At 51.2% G+C, this 22248-nt stretch carries 13 protein-coding genes; 9 read left to right on the forward strand and 4 right to left on the reverse strand.

The window, feature by feature from the left end; all coding sequences use genetic code 11:
- Positions 1 to 45: 45 nt before the first annotated feature.
- A complete protein-coding gene (locus ACTZWV_RS00180) occupies positions 46 to 516 on the reverse strand; it encodes an energy transducer TonB (RefSeq protein WP_444784587.1) in 471 nt (156 codons plus the stop codon).
- A gap of 339 nt (positions 517 to 855) precedes the next feature.
- Positions 856 to 2298 (reverse strand): pectate lyase family protein, encoded by a 1443-nt coding sequence (locus ACTZWV_RS00185; protein WP_444784588.1) that lies wholly within the window; start codon positions 2296 to 2298, stop codon positions 856 to 858.
- A 275-nt stretch (positions 2299 to 2573) separates the two neighbouring features.
- On the opposite strand from ACTZWV_RS00185, the gene ACTZWV_RS00190 reads away from it, so the two are divergent.
- Positions 2574 to 3440 carry an ion transporter gene (locus ACTZWV_RS00190; protein WP_444784589.1) on the forward strand — a complete coding sequence of 289 codons (867 nt, stop codon included), beginning with the start codon at positions 2574 to 2576 and terminating at the stop codon, positions 3438 to 3440.
- Here the strand turns inward: ACTZWV_RS00190 and ACTZWV_RS00195 are convergent.
- Positions 3427 to 4134 carry a VC0807 family protein gene (locus ACTZWV_RS00195; protein WP_444784590.1) on the reverse strand — a complete coding sequence of 236 codons (708 nt, stop codon included), beginning with the start codon at positions 4132 to 4134 and terminating at the stop codon, positions 3427 to 3429. The genes ACTZWV_RS00190 and ACTZWV_RS00195 overlap by 14 nt on opposite strands.
- A gap of 171 nt (positions 4135 to 4305) precedes the next feature.
- Between ACTZWV_RS00195 and ACTZWV_RS00200 the strand changes: the two genes are divergently transcribed.
- Together ACTZWV_RS00200 and ACTZWV_RS00205 are read left to right on the forward strand one after the other, a co-directional pair.
- The gene (locus ACTZWV_RS00200) at positions 4306 to 7053 is read left to right on the forward strand and encodes an ice-binding family protein (RefSeq protein ID WP_444784591.1); all 2748 of its coding nucleotides are present in this window, start codon (positions 4306 to 4308) and stop codon (positions 7051 to 7053) included.
- A 31-nt stretch (positions 7054 to 7084) separates the two neighbouring features.
- Positions 7085 to 7768, forward strand: a complete 684-nt coding sequence (locus ACTZWV_RS00205) for an outer membrane beta-barrel protein (RefSeq protein ID WP_444784592.1) — start codon at positions 7085 to 7087, stop codon at positions 7766 to 7768.
- Positions 7769 to 7879: 111 nt separating this feature from the next.
- On the opposite strand, the gene ACTZWV_RS00210 is transcribed toward ACTZWV_RS00205, so the two are convergent.
- The gene (locus ACTZWV_RS00210) at positions 7880 to 8587 is read right to left on the reverse strand and encodes a LytR/AlgR family response regulator transcription factor (RefSeq protein ID WP_444784593.1); all 708 of its coding nucleotides are present in this window, start codon (positions 8585 to 8587) and stop codon (positions 7880 to 7882) included.
- Between the two features lie 370 nt (positions 8588 to 8957).
- On the opposite strand from ACTZWV_RS00210, the gene ACTZWV_RS00215 reads away from it, so the two are divergent.
- The 6 genes from ACTZWV_RS00215 (at position 8958) to ACTZWV_RS00240 (ending at position 22238) form a co-directional block, all read left to right on the forward strand.
- Positions 8958 to 11813, forward strand: a complete 2856-nt coding sequence (locus ACTZWV_RS00215) for a TonB-dependent receptor domain-containing protein (protein ID WP_444784594.1) — start codon at positions 8958 to 8960, stop codon at positions 11811 to 11813.
- Positions 11814 to 12052: 239 nt separating this feature from the next.
- Positions 12053 to 14578, forward strand: coding sequence for a TonB-dependent receptor plug domain-containing protein (locus ACTZWV_RS00220; protein ID WP_444784595.1), 2526 nt, complete (start codon positions 12053 to 12055; stop codon positions 14576 to 14578).
- Between the two features lie 171 nt (positions 14579 to 14749).
- Positions 14750 to 17380: a phosphoenolpyruvate carboxylase gene (gene ppc / locus ACTZWV_RS00225; protein ID WP_444785636.1), complete on the forward strand. Its 2631-nt coding sequence runs from the start codon at positions 14750 to 14752 to the stop codon at positions 17378 to 17380.
- A 209-nt stretch (positions 17381 to 17589) separates the two neighbouring features.
- On the forward strand, positions 17590 to 18519 hold the full coding sequence (locus tag ACTZWV_RS00230) for a DMT family transporter (protein ID WP_444784596.1): 930 nt from the start codon (positions 17590 to 17592) through the stop codon (positions 18517 to 18519).
- A gap of 54 nt (positions 18520 to 18573) precedes the next feature.
- Positions 18574 to 19914 carry a mechanosensitive ion channel domain-containing protein gene (locus tag ACTZWV_RS00235; protein ID WP_444784597.1) on the forward strand — a complete coding sequence of 447 codons (1341 nt, stop codon included), beginning with the start codon at positions 18574 to 18576 and terminating at the stop codon, positions 19912 to 19914.
- A 218-nt stretch (positions 19915 to 20132) separates the two neighbouring features.
- Positions 20133 to 22238: a TonB-dependent siderophore receptor gene (locus ACTZWV_RS00240; RefSeq protein WP_444784598.1), complete on the forward strand. Its 2106-nt coding sequence runs from the start codon at positions 20133 to 20135 to the stop codon at positions 22236 to 22238.
- Positions 22239 to 22248 lie beyond the last annotated feature (10 nt).

The following is a 22248-nucleotide window of genomic DNA, read 5'->3' on the forward strand; positions in this document are numbered from 1 at the left end:
ATCTCATTGTTTTTAATGTGCTGTCGCGCAGTATTGATCTCGCAATTACCTGACGCGCACGCCAGTAGAATAGAGAATGTCGTCACTTGGACATGAATAATTTGGTGTACTTGTAGTACAAGGTTGATCTGGTTTGTCCAGGCAGAAATCAAATCTGGTTTGCGTTTTTACCGGCTGCGTAATGATGTCTTTGGGTACATCTGACCACTTCCAGCTTTGAACCGCTTTTGCTGCGGTTATTCCAAATTGCTTGTCCGTTGTAGCAATCATCTTTATATCTTTAATTTCATTTTGTGGTGTTACTACGTATTCGATCGTTGCGCATCCCTCAAGAGAGTTGATGGCTGCGTTTATTGGATACCGGGCAGGAAATCTGACTAGTTCACTCCACTTGGAAGACTGTAATTCGTTCTGAGTTACAGGTAAATCTGCATATTCATGTTCATTTTCTACTTTTGTAGATGCGCAGCCAGTTGTAATAAGAGTGATGATTAGACAACCTACATAATTTTTCATAACAGAAATTTCCCTATATTTATAACACTCGGCTCGCCGGGCGAATTTTCGAAGGTGATTGCTAAAGTGCATTTATAAACCATGCAAACGGGTAAAGAACAATAACCCAAATAGCCCCACAAGTACGGCACCCAGAATAGCTGTAATTTTAAACGCCATACCGTTAATCGGAACGTCTTAGCATCGAGGGACCATACACGCTTCCGCAAAGAATGTTCCCTGCTAATCTATGTAAATAAAATCAAGCTATCGAATAACACCACGTTAATCAACAGGATTTTAACCGCTAAGGTTGGAGTGGTATTGGTAAGCAGGCAGCATTGCCGCCTGCTGTTTTGGTTAGAAACTACATTTATTTACGCCGGCGTTGGCCAGTACGTGGGCTTTTACCTGGTTGGTGGGTAACAGGTTAAAGCTGTAGGGCAGGTTCAGCACGGCTGTGGCCTGGACGTTGGGGCCGGCGATAATGCCGCTGCCGGGGTTTTCCTGCCAGGTCACATCAGTGAAACTGTTACCGCGGGTATCCCAGTAACCAATGGCGTTGGAGTAAAACGACACTATCGGGTTTTTCGCGTTTTCAAACACATTGTTTTCAATGCGAATTACCGCGCCCATCCGGCTGTTAATACCGGTTTCCTGCATGTCGTTGTAATAGTTATTATAAATATGGCCCTGACCAAAGCGGAACAGCGGCAGGCGTGAATTTACCTTATGCCAGTGGTTGTGGTGAAAGGTAATACGGCGGTTGTAGTTGTCGGAATCACTGCTGCCCCACAGCGAGGTTTTCCAGCTGTCGTGCAGGTAGTTGTAAGAGGTGGTGACATTATCAATATCTTTTTTACCGCTAATCAGCTCGTCATAGAAGTCTTTGTCAACATTTAAGCGGTTGTACACTTCGTTGTGGTCAATCCAGATATTGCGTGCCGGGCCTTCAATGGAAATGGCGTCTTTATCGCCGATGTTAACGTAGCGGATTTTCAGGTTGCGGATAATAATGTTATTCGCCCGCCAGATTTTAATGCCGATACCGTCAAACAGCGCATTGTTGCCCACGCCGATAATGCTGACATTATCCATATCTTTAATATCAAACTTACTGACGCCGCCGGAATTACCCGGCGTAATAGTGCCGTTAACGCGGATAGTCAGTGGCCGGTTTAGATCACGGTCTTGCAGTGCCGCCACCAGCTGGGCGCCGGTGCTTACCGTTACGGTTACCGCATTGCTGCCGCTGCCGCCGGTAGTGCCACCATTAAGCGAGGCGTAGCCCTGGGGTGATGCTGCACAGGACGTTACCGGACCCGGCTCGGTAGGGTCTGTCGGGTTGCCACCGTCGGTGTTCAGATACACTTCAAACTCGGCAATCCGTGGCGCAGCGCTGGCGCTGAGTATATCCAGGTTAAGTTTTTTTGTGCTAACGGCGTTGAAGTTAACCGTTTTGCTGCTGCCAATGCTGCTGCCGCTGGCCAGTACAGCGCCGTTGTCATTATTAACCAGCCGCCAACCGGTAATATTATTACCTTGCTCACGCAGTACAACCTGATTAGCGCTGACAGCGCTGCTCCATTTTACCGATACCCGCTGGCCATTATTGCCGGATGGCTGCCAGTAGGTCTGTAAATTGGCATCTTTTATATCGCCGTAGCTGGTGCCACTGGCTTTACTTGAACCGTCGGCACCAGCACCCGGGCCGGTAATGGCCAGGTTGTTGGCGTGCGCTGCAGCGCAAAATGCCAGTGCAGTAGCCAGCACTGACAAGCGTATTGATTTGCCATATTGCATCTGTCTTATCCTCTGTTGATTTCTTGTTATTGCCCTTGCCGTTACAGCCGGGGCCGGCTAAGCCTGCAACAGCGCGGCTTGCCTGGCTATTCCATATCTGGAACAGCCGGCGGATATCAGAATTCCGGCTTAGGGTTTAATGCAATATATTGATCTGTATAGGTAAATTATTTGTAATATTTTTCCGTGTAATAAATTTATCAACACTGTTTTTTCCGCCTGACATACAATAGCGGCGGATTAATTAGCGGATGCAGTGGGTTTTGAGGTGCAACATGAGTAGTGAAGTCGTAGCGCAGCTGCCGTCAATGCAGCAGCGGATTAAAGCCTTTGTTGAGCACAGTATGGTGCAGCGCATTTTATTGGCGCTTATTTTAATTAATGCCGTTACCTTAGGTATGGAAACCATGCCGGCGCTGATGGCTGTGGCCGGGCAGGCTATCCATTTGTTGGATAAAGCCATTTTAACGATATTTGTGCTGGAGATACTGCTGCGGCTGTATGCGCACCGGTTGGCATTTTTTAAAGATGCCTGGAGTGTATTTGATTTTGTGGTGGTATCTATTGCGCTACTGCCGGCCAGCGGGCCGTTCTCGGTACTGCGGGCACTACGCGTGTTGCGGGTACTGCGGGTGCTGACTTTTGTGCCGTCGATGCGCAAAATTGTTGGTGCGCTGATGCAGTCTCTCAACGGTATGTTGTCGATTGCTATGGTGCTGGGGCTGGTGTACTACGTGGCGGCGGTAATGGTAACCAAGCTGTTTGGTGAGGCCTTCCCGCACTGGTTCGGCAGTTTGGGTGCGTCCTTATATACGCTGTTTCAGGTGATGACGCTGGAGAGCTGGTCTATGGGTATAGCGCGGCCGGTGATGGAGCAATTTCCGTATGCCTGGCTGTTTTTTGTGCCCTTTATTCTGATCGCTACTTTTACCATGTTAAACCTGTTTATTGCTGTAATAGTAAACGCAGTACAAAGCATGCACGACGAGGAACATCAGGCCGAACATGATGCTGAGCAGGCGACGCAGCAGCAGTTGTTGCAACAGATGCAGCAATTGCAGCAGGAACTGAGCCTGCTGCGCTCGCAATTGTCAGCGCCTGCTGCAGAATCCGTTACTGTAAAATCCTCTACTGCAGAATAAAATCGTCCAGCGTGCGGCCGGTCAGCCGGCCGATTTGGCGAAACATATAAATAATGGCGCCAAACAACATAACCATACTGGGTAACACTATTACCGGATAGCTAAGCCAGGTCATCCGGCCCAGTTCTTCCGCATAGGCTGTGGTGCCGGGCTGGCTGACCACGATGGCTTTAGCCAGCAGGTAATTCAGCACAGATGACATAAAAAAAGCAGCGGCGACGATATAACCGGCCCGTGCCATGCGTTGGTCAAACAGTGAGGTATTGTTTTGCTCGGCTAAGGCTTGTTGTAACTTGGCTATATCCAGTAATTCAGGATTGATCAGCAACTTTTTTACCAGGGGATAAGGCGTATATTGGCTTACCAGCACAATAATGCCGATTAAACCCGGGATCAGTGCTTCTTTAATGGCGATATAAGCCGGGTCCAGCTGCAGCAGGCTGATACCGCCGGTAAGCAGCACACTGATGATACCCAGTACCGAGAAAAAATTTACCTTACCGGACCGTTTTAACTCCCACAAACCAAACAGCAGTGGAAACGCCAGCGCTATCACTACCGCCCACACCGGTCCCAGCGCATCGTCACCGCTAAAGCGGCTGAGAATCACTGCAGGCAGCACGACGTTAATCAGCAAGTTACTGAGAAAACCTGATTTTTTCTGCTTTGGCTGAGGGTTTTGTGGCGTTGTCATTAATGTTTATCCGCGCGTTAGTGTGGCCACAGTATACCAAGCTATCGCCGTTCTGCTTATAAAAACCTATAAGAGCGCCATCACACAGACTCCCTTCCAACCGCATGGTACAAGCGTGGCAACTGAAAGATGTTTTGCGCAGGGGCGCCAAACATACAAAGGATAAATATCATGTTCAGATATCAAACAAGGTTGTTGGGCGCAAGTGGCAGGTGGCTATTTGGCCTGTTGATGCTCACGCTATTGGCCGCCTGTAACGGCGATAAAAAAGACCCTGTGCTTAGCCCGGAGCCGGTAGAAGGCCTGGTGTCTATTGTAATATCGCCGCTTAACGCCACTATCGCGCTGGATTTAAGCCAACAGTTCAGTGCAACCGGTATTTACGCCAATGGTACCGCGCTGGATATCAGCAACGAAGTAAGCTGGAGCTCCGCCACTACAGCGGTAGCCAGCATCAGTGAGCAGGGGCTGGCGCAGGCATTAGAGCCCGGTAGCTCGGTTATTACCGCGTCTTTTGGTGGTGTATCGGCCGATACGTTGTTAACGGTAAGTGATGTGGCGTTAGTGTCGATCCAGTTGGCACCGGTTGATGCCACCTTATATCCCGGTGTCAGTTGGCAATACAGCGCCATTGGCGTATATGCAGATGGTACCTCAAGCGATATCAGTGCGGCAGTCAGTTGGCTGTCCGGCAGTGTTGCTGTAGCCACTATTGCCAGCTCCCCGGATGCCGCCTATGGCGTTGCGACTGGCCAGGCAGCAGGTAGCAGCCAAATCAGCGCCAGCCTGGGCAGTATTTCTGCGCAAACCACAGTAACGGTTAGCAATAGCAGTTTAAGCAGCATTGTGGTGCAGCCTTTTAATGCCACTACCGTAGTTGGCGTATCGCGCCGGTTTGTTGCAACGGCCAACTATGCCGATGGCAGTGCTATTGATGTCAGCCGCTCTGTGGTTTGGACCTCCGGCGACAGCCAGGTTGCGTCAGTAAACGAAAGTGGCGCGGCAAACAGCGGCCTTGCCACAGGTAACGCTATGGGCACAACGCAAATTATCGCCACTTTGGCGGCTGTTTCCGGTAGTGCTGAGCTCACTATTACCGATGCCACCCTGGATAGCCTGGTAATAAGCCCGCTAAACAGCAGCCTTGCTGCCGGCCAAAATAAACAGTATACGGCCACAGGTATTTACTCCGATGGCTCGTCAGAAAATCTGACCGCTTTAGTCAGCTGGACCTCGTCAGACAATGCCGTGGCGTTACCCGGCGCCGATATGACCGCCAGCAGCGGTTTAATCGCCGCGCTTAGTGCCGGCACGGTGCAAATAGGTGCCGCCATGGCGGGCGTAACTGCAGAAGCCACGCTGAGCGTAACCACGGCAAGCTTAAGTTCTGTCAGTGTCACCCCGCTGACTTCCTCAATAGCGCTGGGTTTAACCAGGCAGTTTACCGCCACCGGCATCTACTCCGATGGTTCCACTGTCGACATCAGCGATACGGTAGTCTGGGCGTCGGCAGATAGCCAAACGGCCACGCTGAACGCAAACGGCAGTACTGACAGTGGCTTAGCGACAGGCTTAGCGCCGGGTGTGGTGCAAATCAGCGCTACGCTTGACAACATGTCAGCCGCAGCAACGCTTACCATTACTAATGCCGGCTTAACCGGTATCAGTGTTATGCCACAGAACCCTGCGGTAGTAGCAGGGTTAACGCGACAGTTTAATGCTATTGGCAGTTACAGTGATGGCAGTACCGCGGATTTAACCACGCTGGCCAGCTGGACCTCAGATAATGTTGCTGTTGCCACTATGAATGCCAGTCAGGCAGCAAACAGTGGCATGGCCACAGGGCTGGCGGCCGGTACGGCGCAGATTCAGGCCAGCTACGCTGCAGTTCAAGCCAGCACCACGCTGACAGTGACAGCCGGCACTTTGCTGTCTATTGCAGTAAGCCCGGCTAATGCTGCTGCGCTGGTGAATGAGACTGAGCAATTTAGCGCAACAGGCAGCTACAGTGATGGCAGCACAGCGAATATCAGCAACACTGTGGTATGGGCATCTGCCGATACCGCGGTGGCCGTGCTGAACGCCAGCGGTCAGTTCAACAGTGGCCTGGTAACCGCTATCGCCGCCGGCACGACGGACATCAGCGCCACCTTGGGCGCGGTACAGGGCAGTGCAGAGCTGAGCGTTAACCCTGCCTTAGCTGACAATCCTCAAGCGCCGGTTATGGGTGAGTTACAGCGTTTTATCATTATCGCCAGCCAGGCAATTACCACCACCGCCGGTTCGGCGATAGCGGATGGCGATCTGGCAATTCTGGATCTGGCACGCTCATCTTATGCCGGTTTTACCGCCGGTGCTGCAGCCGGCCAATTTACCGAGCTGACTAACGGTGTGTCTTTTGCACCGGATGACAGCACTCCGCCTTATGTGGTGCCGGCGCCTTATGCATCCATGGTGGCCTTTATCAACCAGGTACGCACAGACCTGGGCGTAGCCGCGACCTTTCTGGCTGCCGATCCTAACCCCGCCGTAGCGACGCAGGCGCTGCCGGCAGAACTGGGCGGCCTGGTGCTGACCCGCGGCGTGTACCGCAATGCCGGTAATGTCATTATTCAACAAGGCAACCTGACGCTGGATGCACAAGGTGATCCGGATTCTGTCTTTATCTTTGTTATCGCAGGTACCTTTACCACCGGGGCTCCGGGCGGCAACGTGGTACTAAGCGGTGGTGCAAAAGCTGACAATGTGTATTGGCGCACCGGCGGCGCAACGATGCTTGGCAGCAATACCAGCTTTGCCGGCAATGTATTGGCCTGGCCACAAATTAACCTGAGTACAGGGGCTGATGTAACAGGCCGCTTGTTCTCAGTGACTGAGCAGGTCACCCTGGATGCCAATACCGTGACCAAGCCTGAATAGGCTGTGACACGTCGATAAAAAGGATAAAGATATGAAAAATACTACAGCGTTAACCCGGGCGACAGTCGCCTTGTTCGCCGCCGGTTGTTTGCCTGTACTGTCGTTTAGCAGCCAGGCTGCAGATGATGCCGGGTACACAGAAAATGGCTGGTCTGCCGGGATGAGTATCGGTAAATCCAGCGCCAATATTGACAGTGCAGCTATCAGAACCGCGCTGGAAAATAATGGCTTTGCCGTGACGTCAATTGATAAAGACAGCCGTAATGAAGGCTACAAAGTTTACCTTGGCTATCAGTTCGGCCGTTATATTGGGTTGGAAGGCGGTTACTTTGATCTGGGCGATTTTCGTTTTATGGCCGATACCGTGCCGGTAACGAATTATGGCGGCTACACCAAACTAAAGGGTTGGAATCTGGATTTGGTCGGTACCTTGCCGTTAACCGCCCGCTTATCCGCTTTTGCCCGGCTGGGTGTAACGCGAAATGAGTCGGAAACGCGGTTTAGCAGCAATGGCTTAATCAACACTGCACGTTACAGTGACGATTACAGCAAACACAAATACGGCCTGGGTTTGCAATACGATATCTCTGCGGCTTTTACGCTGCGGCTGGAAGCCGAGCGCTACCGTATGGATGATTTAGTAGGTAACGATGGCGACATTGACCTGTATTCACTGGGCCTGGTGTATCGTTTTGGCGAGAATCAGTTACGTTAGCGCCAATATGCGCGGTTTATTTGCAATAATTGTGGAGTAGCCGGCAGGGCGTTACAGCAAAAGCAGCATAAATTATGCTGCTTTTTTTTGCCGGCGCAAAAGTGGCGGCTGTTACAGGCCAAATAATCCGGCCAACGCTGTACGATGGCGACGCGACATGGTTAAGCTGGCGCCGCATTTTAACACTACTTCGGCATCGCCTTTATCGCCGGGCCTTAGTTCCACAATGTCACTTTTACGCACTATCGATGAGCGGTGAATGCGGGCAAACAGCGCCGGGTCCAGCTTACTTTCTATCGCGGCCATGGTATCGCGCAGCAGATAGCTTTTTTGCTGTGAATACACATGAATATCGACGTAGTTACCTGCACTTTCAATCCAACTGATATCACTGACATCAACAATCCGTAAGCGGCCGGGATCACGGATGGTGATACGGTCAATATACTCTGCTGCCGGTTCAGGCTGGCGGCTAAGGCCGTGAATAATTTTGCCACAGGCTTTAAATAAGGCTTGCTGAAAGCGCTCGGCACTAAAGGGCTTAAGCAGGTAGTCTACCGCGCTCAGTTCAAAGGCGGTAACGGCATGCTCGGCATAGGCACTGCAAAAAATAACCGCCGGTTTATTGGCTAGCTGTCGTAATACACTCAGGCCGTCGAGGCCAGGCATCTGAATATCAAGAAAAATAATGTCCGGCTGATGCAGCTGTGCCAGGCGTAATGCCTCAGTGCCGTTATCGGCCTCTGCGGTAATTTCAAATTGCTGCTGCTGACTCAGCAGGTGTCTTATGCCAGCCCTGGCTAAAGGTTCGTCGTCCACTATTAAACAGCTTAGTTTCATATCCGACTCGAAGAATAATGCAACGCACAGCAGCTCTGACCGGGATGAAGAGTATCAGTTCCCTGCTGTGTGGGGCTAAAAGGGCGCGCAGTGTAGCAAAACAACGCCGCCGGTTGCACTGTGTTGGCAGTGCAAAACCGGTGTTTCACCGCAAAAAAGTTAACATTTTTATACAAAGCATTTTCTTGTGGTGCCAATGGCCCTTTCTGTCACGTAAATTCCCGCTTTGGTGTAATTGTTGTTGAGTTGGGAACATGTTAAAGCTAGCGTCATCGAGGGACTAAAAAAGTTCCATATTAATAACAATAAATTACGTAAATGTTGCTTTACAAGCATCCAGAGGGACAAAATGAGAACGAATAAACTGACAAACGCTGTGCGCGTCACGCTAATGACATCGCCACTGCTGTTATGCGCAATTCCGGGTACAGCAGCTGCTGAGGTGGAAGCAGTACAAAAGGTTGAACGTATTGAGGTAACCGGTTCGCGCATTAAACGGATTGGTGAAATGGCGCCAACACCGGTTACGGTAATCAGCGGTGATAATCTGGTAAGCGCCGGTGTGGTGAACGTTGCAGATTTACTGCATAAAATGCCTAACACTTTAGTGGGGTTGTCGCCGGAAACAACAAACAACAATGTGTTTGCCAGTGGTTTAAATAACACTGATTTACGCGGCTTGGGATCCAGTCGTACTTTAGTACTGGTTAACGGTCGTCGCTTTGTGTCGGGCGCGCCGGGCAGCAGTGCGGTTGATTTAAATAACATTCCTACTGCCATGGTCGAACGCATTGAAATTACCACCGGCGGAGCTTCTGCGGTTTATGGTTCTGACGCAGTGGCGGGCGTAGTTAACATTATTACCAAAAAGACATTTGACGGTATTTCTATCGATGTTTCAACAACGCGGCCAACTCAGAGTGGCGGTGAGGAAGAATATGCATCGTTAACATTTGGTTCTGATGTGGGTAAAGCCACCTTCATATCTAATTTGAGTTTTTCTAAACAAGGCCAGATCTCATACATGGATCGCGACTACTTGCGCGATGCACCTATTGCTGTGCAAAACCCTGATTTTGTGGCAGATGATCCAAACAGCCCACAGCGTGTGATATGGGGTTATGGTGAGCAAGTTCTGGCGGCCTATAGTAAAACCGGTACTTTTGTCTCAGGTGGAACACGTTATTCTTTTGCAGATGACGGCACTGTGCGGCCAATGCAACTGGGCGAAGCCTTGCCTCCGCTGGTAGGTGGTCGGGTAGACTATCTGGGTGGAGAAGGCTACAGCTTTGCTGAAAACTCTTTTATGCGAACGCCGTTAGAGCGCATTAACTTCGTAACCAATATGAATTATGAAATTAATGACAACCACAGTATGTCGATGGAGCTGAATTTATCACGCTCACAGGCTTACGGTGAGAGTTCTCCGGCGTTTATGCAGTATAGGGTCCGGGCAGATAACGCATTGTTATCGCCACAAGCACAACAACTGGTGCAGGCAGCCACAACTGTAAATGCACAAGGTGAGACGGTGAACCCCGTAATGGGCTATCTGGCATCTGATTTTGGTAATCGTCAATACAGCCAGGACAGAACCCTGGCGCGTATTTCTCTGGGTTTTGAAGGCTATCTGACGGACAACTGGGCATATGATGTCTATGCTGCTACCGGCCGCGTGCAGGCTGACACTGAATGGTACGGCGAAATGTTCGAACAACGTTTCTACGACGCTATTGACGCTGTTGTTGATACGAATGGCGATATAGTTTGCCGTGATGACATTGCCCGTGCAAACGGCTGTTTGCCTTTAAACATATATGGCCGTGGTATCTATGACCAGGATGCTTATGATTGGGTATCTACCGACGCCATACGCCGCGCTTCCATTACCCAATCTGTAGCTTCGGCGACCCTTAGTGGTGATCTATATGAATTGCCTGCAGGTTTTATCGCGGCCGCATTCAGTGCCGAGTATCGCAAAGAGGCAGCTGACAGCCTGCCGGATCCAGCGATGCGTGCCGGCTTGCTGTTTAACAACCAATCGCAACCGCTGAAGGGTAGCTTTGATGTGGCTGAAGTCTCTGCAGAGCTATCGGTGCCGCTGCTTGCTGATGTTGCTTTTGCCAAAACGTTGACCTTTGAAACGGCAGTACGTTTTATGGATTACTCCACTTCCGGTAATGATAGCGCCTGGAAACTGGGTTTAAACTGGGAAGTGAATGACGAGCTGCGTGTTCGTTTAAACACAGCAAAGTCAGTACGTGCGCCTAATATTGGCGAATTGTACAACCCAAGAAGTCAAACTTTCCGCTCTATGACTGATCCATGTGCTGTGAGTCAGCGGGATGGTTTAAACCCGCAGTATAAAGAGACTATTTTGGCAAATTGCGCGGCTGCAGGTGTACCGGCAGATTTTGAACCGTCAACTGAGTGGAAAGGCGCAACCCGCCCTGGTTTTGTTGTCGGTAATCCTGATCTGACAAATGAAGTGGCCAAAGACATTACCATTGGCTTTGTCTACACCCCGGCATTTCTGGATGGCTTTGGCTTAACGGTCGATTACTGGAAGTTTGAGCTGACAGATGTGATCAACAGCTTTAACGGGCCAGATGTGATCAAATACTGCTATCAGTCATCATCACTGGATAACCAGTTCTGCCCATTGTTGCAGCGTGATGCCGATACATTCGAAATAACTAATTACTTTGAAAAACCCTTTAACTCTGCTTCACGCAATGTTGAAGGGGTGGACCTGGAGGCCTCATACCGTTTCGGTACAGAAGTGGGCGATTTTAACCTGCGTCTAATTAGTACTTACACCGGCAAATATGATACCAATCCAACAGGTTTTGCTGATGATTTGATTGACGAACTGGGTGAAATGAAACGGCCTGAATGGAAGCATCGTTTTACCACGGAATATAGCTACAATGATTTCTCTGCAGTGCTGAGCATGAGCCACCGCTCAGCTACAGTTACCAGCAATGATTGGTCGCCAAAAGCGAACAATTATAACGATATTCCGTCTTACACAGTGTTTGATTTAACGGCACGGTACAACCTGACAGATGCGTTGCAGGTACGTGGTGGAGTATTAAACATGTTTGATCGTAATCCTCCGCGTAAGCCGACTGCCTACAGCTACGGCGAAGCGTTCGATGTTATTGGTCAGCGTGTCACCTTAGGTGTCAACTATCAGTTCTGAGCAGTGCTTTAGTTAAAATGGATAAAAAGGCTTCCCTGTGGAAGCCTTTTTTATTAAATGCACGGTACAAATAAATACAGTTATTACCGACAAAAACTGCTTATCCTCCGCTTAACCCATAATGCATGCCCGCGGCGTATTTGTTCTGGTATTGGCAACAAAATAGCAGTAGCGTCAGCGCCGGAAAAACCACCACTATAACAACGGCAGTCTCATTGAAGGCGTCCAGGGGGAATAACATGCAAAAATCTTTATTAGGTAAAGCGGTACGCTTTGCCATGTTGGCAGCACCGGTAGCGGCTGCAGGTTTCAGTTCTGCTGTGCTGGCGCAGGAAGAAGTAGCAAAAGCAGAAGTAGCGAAAGTTGAACGTATTGCCATTACCGGCTCACGTATTCAACGTCAGGATATGGAAACGGCTTCACCTATTACGGTTATCGATGCGGCGGCCATTCGCGTAGAGGGCTTTACCTCTGTTGACCAACTGCTACAGGCACAAACCTCTATGGCCGGCGCTGCAGTAGGTTCAACCACCAATAACGGTGCAGACGGTGTTGCTCAGGTAGATTTACGTGGTATGGGCTCTCAGCGTACTCTGGTGTTGTTAAACGGTCGCCGTATGGTGAACTCCGGTTCAGGTGCCGACAGTGCAGTAGATTTAAACGCTATCCCGGTGGCGATGATTGCGCGGGTAGAAATTTTGAAAGACGGCGCTTCAGCGGTATATGGCTCAGATGCCATTGCCGGGGTGGTAAATATTATCACCAAAAAAGACTTTGAAGGCTTTCAACTGGACCTGAACGGTAGCAGCACTGACAAAGGTGACGGTGAAACCGGCGAATTAAGTGCCTTATATGGCTTTAGCACCGACCGTGGTAATTATACCTTTGGTGCGGCTTATTCTGACCGTAAAGGTGTTATTCAAGCCGACCGTGACTGGACAGAGCCGGGTGACAGCTCGTTTATTCCAACCGGTACCCTGGGTGGCAAGGTACAGAACGCAGACGGTGAATGGGTAGCCCGCGGCGCCGGTTACGATTACACCAAAGACAGCTGGTACCAAACACCAAGCAAACGTTACAGCTTGTTTGCCAATGCTACGCAGGAATTTGGCAACGACCTGATTTTTACTGCAGACGTGTTATACACCAAGCGTAAATCTGATCAGCAACTGGCACCGCAACCGGGCGATATTATGCTGGACGTATGCGGCGCACCTGGCGCAGATCTGGTTAGCTGTATTACGCTGACACCGCAAATGATCGCTGGCGGCCTGGCTGCTGATGACACCGGCCGTATTAACTACCGCCGCCGTACCAACGATGTGGGTCCGCGCGTATATGAGCAGGACACTGACACTTTACGCTTATCTGCCGGTTTGGCCGGTACGCTTGACGTACACACCGGTATGAACTGGGATCTGTCGTACACTTACGGTAAAAACGAAGCGGACACCTCGGTAGCCAATTCTATTAACGCCGTTAAAATGGAAAATTCAGTGTATGCCAATCAGGCCGCCTGGTTTAGTGGTGCACCACTGACAACTGCCATTGTTAACGACATCGGCTATCTGGAAAAAGCAGACGGCGGTAATGCGCAGCATATTGCTTCCGGCGTGTTAAGCGGTGATTTATTTGACCTGGAAGCCGGTGCTGTAGGTTTTGCTATCGGTGCGGAATACCGTCGCGACAGCGGCTTCTACAACCCGGATCCGGTGATTGTGGCCGGTGAAGGTACAGCCGCACAGCAAGACCCAACCAAGGGCAGCTACAGCGTAGTGTCGTTCTATCAGGAAGTCAGCGTGCCATTCAGCGACAAGCTGACCGGTGAATTCGCGCTGCGTTTTGACGACTACTCTACCTTCGGTAAAGCCAGCACCTGGAAGGTCGGCTTAACCTATGAAGCCACTGACGAAGTAATGCTGCGTGCTGTTGCGGCTACCGGTTTCCGTGCCCCTAACGTAAGCGAATTATATGGTGGTAACACTGGTTCATACGATTACCTGGACGATCCGTGGGGCAACGAGCAAGACCCGCAAATCCTGGTAAATTACACCTCAGATGCCAATATTCAGCCGGAAGAGTCTGAATCTTTCACTGCCGGTGTGGTGTTATCTCCGGCGGACATCGAAGGTTTGTCGATGACTATCGATTACTGGCGCTTTAAAGTATCTAACGCTATTACGCGTTTAGATGCACAGGCGGGTTTAAACAACTGTTTCGCCGGCGATGCTGTTGCCTGTGAAACCTTCAGCATTACACCGGACGGTGATTTAACCAACTTCACCAACCCGCTGACTAACGTCGGTAACCAGGATACCAGCGGTATCGACTTAAACGTGGCGTACCGTTTTGAAGGCCTGGGTTTAACCTGGAATATCAACAACGACACCACCTGGTTACTGGAGTTTAAACAAGATGGCCTGGATTACACCAACACCATCGACGGTAACTTCGGCGGCTATGCTGAACTGCGTAACAACTTCAGCATTCAGGCCGGCCAGGGCGATTGGAGCGTAACTTACTTCAACCGTTATATCGGTAAAACAGAGTACTTAGCCGACGGTTCACGTATCGATGCTGTGTTGTACCACAATGTATCAGCTAACTACTTCATCACTGATGGTTTCAGTGTGTCACTGGGTGTGAAAAACCTGACTGACGAAGAGCCATCACGCGTAGCCAATGGCAGCGACGGTGGCACAGTACCGGAAGTGTTCGACACTATCGGTCGTCAGATCTTCGCCGGCGTAAGCTACAAGTTCTAACCAACTTCTGTTGTCATGCAAAACCCGCCTTAATGGCGGGTTTTTTTGTTGCTTAACTTTCTGGTTATTTGGTATTACCAATTGTGTTGCCCGTTTTGTAATCAATCATAGTTGAGTACCACTACATAACGCGCTAGGGTGGGGCAACAAATGGCTAAAGAGGCAACGAAGATGGACCATTACGCAGCATTAAAAGCCAATGTTGGTTTGCTCGGTACTAAACTGGGTGACACCATTCGCAGCCAATTAGGCGACGCCGTGCTGGAGCGGGTAGAGCAAATCCGGCTGTTATCCAAAGCCGCGCGCCAGGGCGAAGAATTACAAGCCGATAAACTTAAGCAGGTACTGCGCAGTTTAAGCGACGATGAGTTGCTGCCGGTAGCCCGTGCTTTTGCCCAGTTTCTTAATTTGGCTAACCTGGCCGAGCAACATCACACCATCAGCCGCATTGGTCACGCCAGCATTGAAAAGCCGGAGCCGCTGCAAGAATTGTTCAGCTTGCTGGCGCAAAAAAAGTCAGACGCTGCTGCGGTAGAACAGGCGGTGGCCAACTTATCGATAGAGCTGGTGCTGACAGCGCACCCGACTGAAGTATCGCGCCGCACCCTTATTCATAAACTTACCGAGATTGCCGCCTGCTTAACCGAATTAGAGCAGCAACTTAGCCCACAGCAGCAACAGCAAATTGGCTTGCGCTTAAGCGAGCTGATTGCCCAGGCCTGGCATACTAATGAAATTCGCGAACAACGGCCTACGCCGGTAGATGAAGCCAAATCCGGCTTTGCCGTAATTGAAAGCTCGTTATGGCAGGCAATACCGGATTTTCTGCGCGAGCTGGACAGCAAGCTGATCGATGCCACCGGCCAAGGCCTGGCGCTGGATGCGGCCCCGGTAAAGTTTTCTTCCTGGATGGGCGGCGATCGTGACGGTAACCCCTTTGTTACCGCTAAGGTTACCCGTCAGGTGTTATTACTCAGCCGCTGGAAAGCTGCTGACTTATTTGCCCGGGATCTGGATTTACTCAGCAGCGAGCTGTCGATGTATCAGGCCAATGCGGCGCTGCACGAAGCGGCGGGCGAAGCCGGTGAGCCATACCGCCAGGTGCTGAACAAGCTGCGCAATGGCTTGTTGCACACCCGCGACTGGCTGAGCGAAGCGTTAAAGCACGACCGGCTGCAACGGCCGCAAGGTTTAATCTGGCATAACCAGCAGTTACTGGAGCCCTTGTTGCTGTGTTATCAATCATTACTCGACTGCGGCATGGCGGTGATTGCCAACGGCAAATTGCTCGATACTCTGCGCCGCGCCTATGCGTTTGGCGTTACGTTGTTAAAGCTGGATATCCGCCAGGATGCCGGCCGCCATGCGCAGGTATTTGCTGAGCTAACGCAGCATCTGGGGCTGGGCGATTACAGCGCCTGGGACGAGGGCGCGCGCCAGGCCTTTTTACTGGCCGAGCTGGCTAACCGGCGGCCGTTATTTCCGAAAAGCTGGCAGCCGTCTGCCGATGTGCAGGAAGTGCTGGATACCTGCGATATAGTGGCGCGCCACGGCAGTGAGGCGCTAAGCACCTATGTTATCTCAATGGCCGGTAAACCGTCTGATGTGCTGGCAGTGCAATTGCTGTTAAAAGAAGCCGGTATCAGCTTTGCCATGCCGGTAGCGCCACTGTTTGAAACCTTAAGTGACTTACAAAATGCGCCGGATTGTATGCGCAAGCTGCTTAGCATCGACTGGTACCGCGGTTACATAAACGGCAAACAGGAAGTGATGATTGGCTATTCTGATTCAGCCAAAGACGCCGGTGTATTCGCGGCGGCCTGGGCGCAATACAGTGCGCAAGAGGCGTTGGTGGCGATTTGTCAGCAGGCCAAAGTGCAACTTACCTTGTTCCATGGCCGCGGCGGTACTATCGGCCGTGGCGGCGGTCCGGCTCATGCTGCTATTTTGTCGCAGCCTCCGGGCTCGTTAGCCGGCGGTTTACGGGTAACCGAGCAGGGCGAGATGATCCGCTTTAAATTCGGCTTGCCCAAATTGGCCGAGCGCAGCCTGGCGCTGTATGCCAGCGCGGTATTAGAGGGCATGCTGTTACCGCCGCCGGTACCAAAACAAAGCTGGCGCAGTTTAATGCAGCAACTGGCGGATGACTCCTGCGAAGCCTACCGTGCTGTAGTGCGGCACAATAAAGACTTTGTTGCCTATTTCCGTGCGGCCACGCCCGAGCAGGAACTGGGCCAGTTACCGCTGGGCAGCCGGCCGGCCAAGCGTAACCCAACCGGCGGTGTGGAAAGCCTGCGGGCGATTCCGTGGATTTTTGCCTGGTCGCAAAACCGCTTAATGTTACCGGCCTGGCTGGGTGCCGGTTCGGCGTTAGCTAAAGCGGCAGAGCAGGACAACGCCGCGCTGCTGGATGAAATGCAGCAGCAATGGCCGTTTTTCGCCACCCGTATGTCGATGCTGGAAATGGTATTTTTAAAAGCCGACAGCGACATAGCCGCTTACTACGACAAAGTGCTGGTGCCGGACGAGCTGAAGCATTTAGGCCAGAGCCTGCGCAGCCAATTGGCCGCTGACCGCGAGCTGCTGCTGAAGCTTATTCACAGCGATACGTTAATGGCAAAAGAGAGCTGGATTAGAGAGTCGATCATGCTGCGCAATACTTACGTGGACCCGCTGCATATACTGCAGGCTGAGCTGTTGTACCGCGTGCGCCACCAGCCGGAGCGGGTAAACCCGATGATTAGCCGCGCCTTAATGGTAACCATCGCCGGTATTGCCGCCGGGATGCGAAATTCCGGCTAGGCCATCTCGTTTATTAAATGCAGAACCAGCATAATGTGAGCCGGAATTAAGGCGAGGGATTGGGTTTACTCTAAGCCGACCGTTGACGGCATGGGTGCCGACAAATTCGTCCGGAGCGAATTTGAACAGCTCTGCTGGTCCGTAAGGATAAACTTCAGGGATGAAGTTTATAATTCGAGCCTACAGGGACGTATTTACGGCGTGTCGGTGTGAGTGAACCGAATCCCGATGACACAGGACAATCGGGTATTATGCTCACTTATGCGTTACTGGCACTGGTTTCGGCTGTGGCGATGGCCAGCAGTGGCATTATTGCCCGCTTTAGTGGCCTGGCGGCGGCTGAGTTAACCTTTTACCGGCTGGCGGTTGGTGGCCTGTGTTTACTGCTGTTTGTCGGCTTAACCGGCCGTATCAGGCAACTTAAAGGCAAACCCGACTGGCGTATGGCGGTAAACGGCGTACTGCTGGCGGGTTTTATGCTGAGCTTTTTAAGCGCCATTGAGTATATCAGCCTGGCCAACGCCATTATGTTGGTGTACCTGGCACCGCCGCTGTCGGCCTTTATTGCGCACTGGTTATTGCAGGAACGGCTGGATTTGCCCGACAGCAGCCTGATAGTGCTGTCGTTCCTTGGCTTTGCTATGTTGCAGCAATTTAAGTTTGATTTGGTGTTAGATGCAGCGCAGCTGCCCGGCTTGCTGCTGGGTTTATTGTCGCTGTGTGCTTACAGCAGCTTTTTACTGCTAAACCGCCGTTCTCTGCCGGCGCATTCACAATTGCAGCGCACCTTTTATCAGCTGATCATCGGTGCTTGTTGTGTGCTGCCGTTTTTAACCGGCATCAGCTTACCTGAACCGGATGATATTATCTGGATAGCACTGGCCGGCATTTTCCCGGGCTTTATTGCCATTTATTGCGCCATAGTGGCGCTACAGCATTTGCCCACCCGCGTGTATGCCACCCTGGCCTATCTGGAGCCGGTAACGGTAATTCTTGCCGGTTGGTGGCTGTTTAACGAAAGCTTAAGCCTCCTGCAACTTAGTGGCGTGCTGCTGATTATTCTTACCGGCTTGCTGCTTGCGCTGCGGCATAAACCGGCCCCTGCCGTGCTTGTATTGGCTGAGCGCGCTCAGTTGTAATTGGCCGGCTGCTATAGTTACATCACGGTTAACTAACGCAAAAACGGAGAACGGATGAAATCACTGCTGCTGGCAGTACTGCTGCTTTGGCTGCCGGGTTATGGCATGGCCATGCAGCAGGACGATGCTGAAGCGCCAATTAAAGTGGTTAATGCTGCAACAGATCAGGCGATTGCCGAACGGCTAAACGCTATCATCAGGGCGATAGCCGGTATGGAGCTTGTCGAAGTCAGTGTGCAGGCCGGCGTGCTGACGCTGAGCGGAGAAGTGGCCAATACCCAGCTGAAAAGTGAAGCTGTCGCCATTGCCAGCCGGTTGGAAGGGGTGGTGTATGTACAAAACCGCTTGCAGGAACAGCTGGCGGTTCGGTCGCGGCTGGCGCCGGCAGCGGAAAAGTTCAGCGAAATGCTGACCACCACAGTGCAAATGCTGCCGCTGCTGTTAGTTGCGTTAGTGGCCCTTGTCAGTTTTTGGCTGCTCGGGGGCTGGGCGGCAAAACGTGGGGCCTGGTTACGTCATATTGGTTTAACAGAGCTGGCGTCTAATTTAGGTATGCGTTTTGTCCGTGTGGCGATCAGCGGTATCGGTGTGCTGATAGCGCTGGAGCTACTGGATGCCACAGCCCTGGTTAGTGCTGTGCTGGGGGTGGCCGGGGTAATTGGCATTGCGCTGGGCTTTGCTTTTCGCAATATTGTGGAAAACTATCTGGCCGGTGTTTTGCTTAGTACCCGTAATCCGTTTGCCATCGGCGATTTTATTCAGATCGACAATATGAGCGGCAGCGTGGTGCGCTTAACATCGCGTGATACGGTGCTGATGACGCAGGATGGTAACCACTTACGCATTCCTAACAGCCAAATCATTACCTCGCCGATGACTAATTTCAGCCGTAACCCACTGCGCCGGTTTGAATTTAGCGTTGGCGTATCTGTCGATCTGGACTTGACTACGGTACGCCAGTTGGCAATCGCCACCTTGCAGCAGATGACGGGTATTTTAACTGAGCCCAGGCCCCGTGTCCTGGTGCAGGAGTTAGGCGACAGTGCTGTTACCGTGCGCGTATTTGCCTGGATCGATCAGCGCGAAACTGACTTTTTAAAAGCCCGCAGCGAGGCTATCCGGCTGGTTAAAGCCGCCTTTGATAACGCTGGTATTGAAATGCCGGAACCGATTTACCGCATCCATATGGCTGACGCTGACGCCGGGAGCGGCAAGACACCGGCGCAATTTGTGGTATCTGCTCCTGCCGGGCCCGGGGAGCCAGGCAGTATTGATCCAACGGTAGATGTAAGTACCGATAACAGTATTGAGCAGCAACTTAATGCTGAATTAAGCCAGTCAGACGAGGAAAACCTACTGCCAGCGGCCAAAGAAAGCGGCGCCGGCAGCGCTTAAGTTAATTAGCTTTGTGTGCGGCACTAAGTCCGGCACCGCGGTGTACTGCTGGTTTTAACGGGCGTAAGCTGGCCTGAAATTAGTAACTGGATTTGAATTGGGCTGGCTGGCCTCTCCCCGCCTTATCAGTATTGATAATTGTTTGCATTTGCATTGTTGCGTCGGTAAAATTCGGCAGTTTCCATTTAATTGCCGCTTTTTATTAAGGGATATGCCAAATGTATTATGCCGCCCGTAGCCTGGTTTTTACCCAAGCAATGCGTGTTTGTTTTGCTATTACTGCAAGTAGCCTGAGCTTTGGTGCTGTATCGCAAGATACTATAGCGTCAGAGTCTGACGTAGAGGTGATAGCAGTATATGGTGATCAGGGCGCCAGCCGCACAGCAACCAAGCTGGACTTAAGCGTTTATGAAACACCACAGACAATAACAGTGGTATCCCGGCAGCAGATTGACGATTTTTCGTTGCATTCCATCAATGATCTGCTGAGTTATACACCCGGCGTGACGGTAGAAAGTGTTGAAACGGATCGTACTTACTACACTGCACGGGGTTTTGATGTAGTGAACTTTCAGTATGACGGCTTAGGCGTGCCCTTTTCCTCTGGATTAACTAACGGACAGTTTGACACTGCAGCTTATGAGCAAATTGAGGTAATCAAAGGTGCTGCCGGCTTAGTAACCGGCCTGGCGAATCCTTCAGCAACTGTCAATTTTATCCGCAAACGGCCTACGAAAGATTTAGCTGCTTATAGCACCTTATATACCGGCTCAAACAGTATGCGCCGGGCCGAGGGGGATATTTCCGGTAGCCTGACGGCCGGTCTGCGTGGCCGTGCGGTGGTGGCGTTAGATTCTGCCGATTCCTATCTGGATCGTAAGTCTGATGATAACCGTCTGCTTTATCTCGTGGGAGAATATGATCTGACCGGTAATACCTTACTGACGCTGGGTCATAGTGCAAACAAAAATAAGGTAGATGGCAGTATGTCCGGGGCTTTGCCGCTGTATTACACCGACGGCAGTCCGACCGATTATGACGTTGCTACCAACACCGCGACCGACTGGGCTTACCGTGATGTTGAGACTAAAGAAAGTTTTGCCCAGGTTCGCCAGCAATTATCAGGCAACTGGAGCCTGAACCTGATGCTAACGCAAACCGACAGCAAGATGGACTCTGAACTTTTTTATGTATACGGCACTCCGGAACGAGGTTCTGAACTGGGCTTGCTGGGGTCAGCTTATGGCTATACGCTGGACGAAACACAAAAAATGGCTGATGTGTACCTTACTGGACAATATAGCCTGGCGGGCCGTCAGCATGAACTGATGCTGGGGTTGAACTACGCCCATATTGATCTGTTTGGTCAGTCATTTTATGACTATGAAACCGGCTACCCGGTACTGGGCAGCGACTGGGGGCAGGGCAACACAGTGAAAGGGGTATTTGATGATACCGACCCCTACAGTGCTGGCCATAAAGATAAGCAGATTCATCAGTCGGCGTATCTGGCTACCCGATTACACCTGACAGACGACTTAACGGTGCTGGCAGGCGCCAGAATGATGTCGGTTAAACAAGGCGGCTATAACTACGGCGTCGATGCATCTACCGATGCTGATGAAACAGTACCTTATATTGGCGCCATGTATCAGCTAAATAGTATTTTTTCTGTGTATGGCAGTTACAGTGAGGTGTTTACGCCCCAGTCTTTTGTTGATGCTGAATTTAATGCTTTGGGCGTAGCGCGCGGTGAACATATGGAGCTGGGTAGTAAAGTGTCACTGAATGATGGCCGCGCCATTGCCAGTGTTGCGCTGTTCCGCTCTGATTTAAATAATGTTGGCGAGTTTGCTGGCGTGATAAATGGTGTAAACACCTACAATGGGTTGGACTACAGCTCAGAAGGGATTGAACTGGAACTGATAGGCAGTGTTACTGATCAACTAAATCTGAGTATGGGTTACACCTGGCTTAATAGTGTTGAGGGTGATGCTGGCCAGCAAGTACGCACCTATGTGCCGCGTAATCTGCTGAAACTGTCTGGTGTTTATTACCCTGATTTGGCACCTGCATTGTCTGTAGGAGCCAGCATTCACTGGCAGGACAGCGTATATACCAGCCCCGAGCCCGGTATTACCATTACTCAGAGCAGCTATGCACTGTTAGATCTGTTTGTGCGTTATCAGTTTAGCGACAACCTGTCGCTGACGTTAAATGGCAGCAATATTACCGGTAAAAAGTACTACGAAAGCCTGTACTGGACTCAGGCCTACTATGGTGCACCAAGTCAGTGGCAAGCTTCGGTTACCTGGCGCTACTAAACACTGCCGC

The sequence above is a fragment of the Rheinheimera sp. NSM genome (genome assembly GCF_052380015.1).
Lineage (GTDB): Bacteria > Pseudomonadota > Gammaproteobacteria > Enterobacterales > Alteromonadaceae > Alishewanella.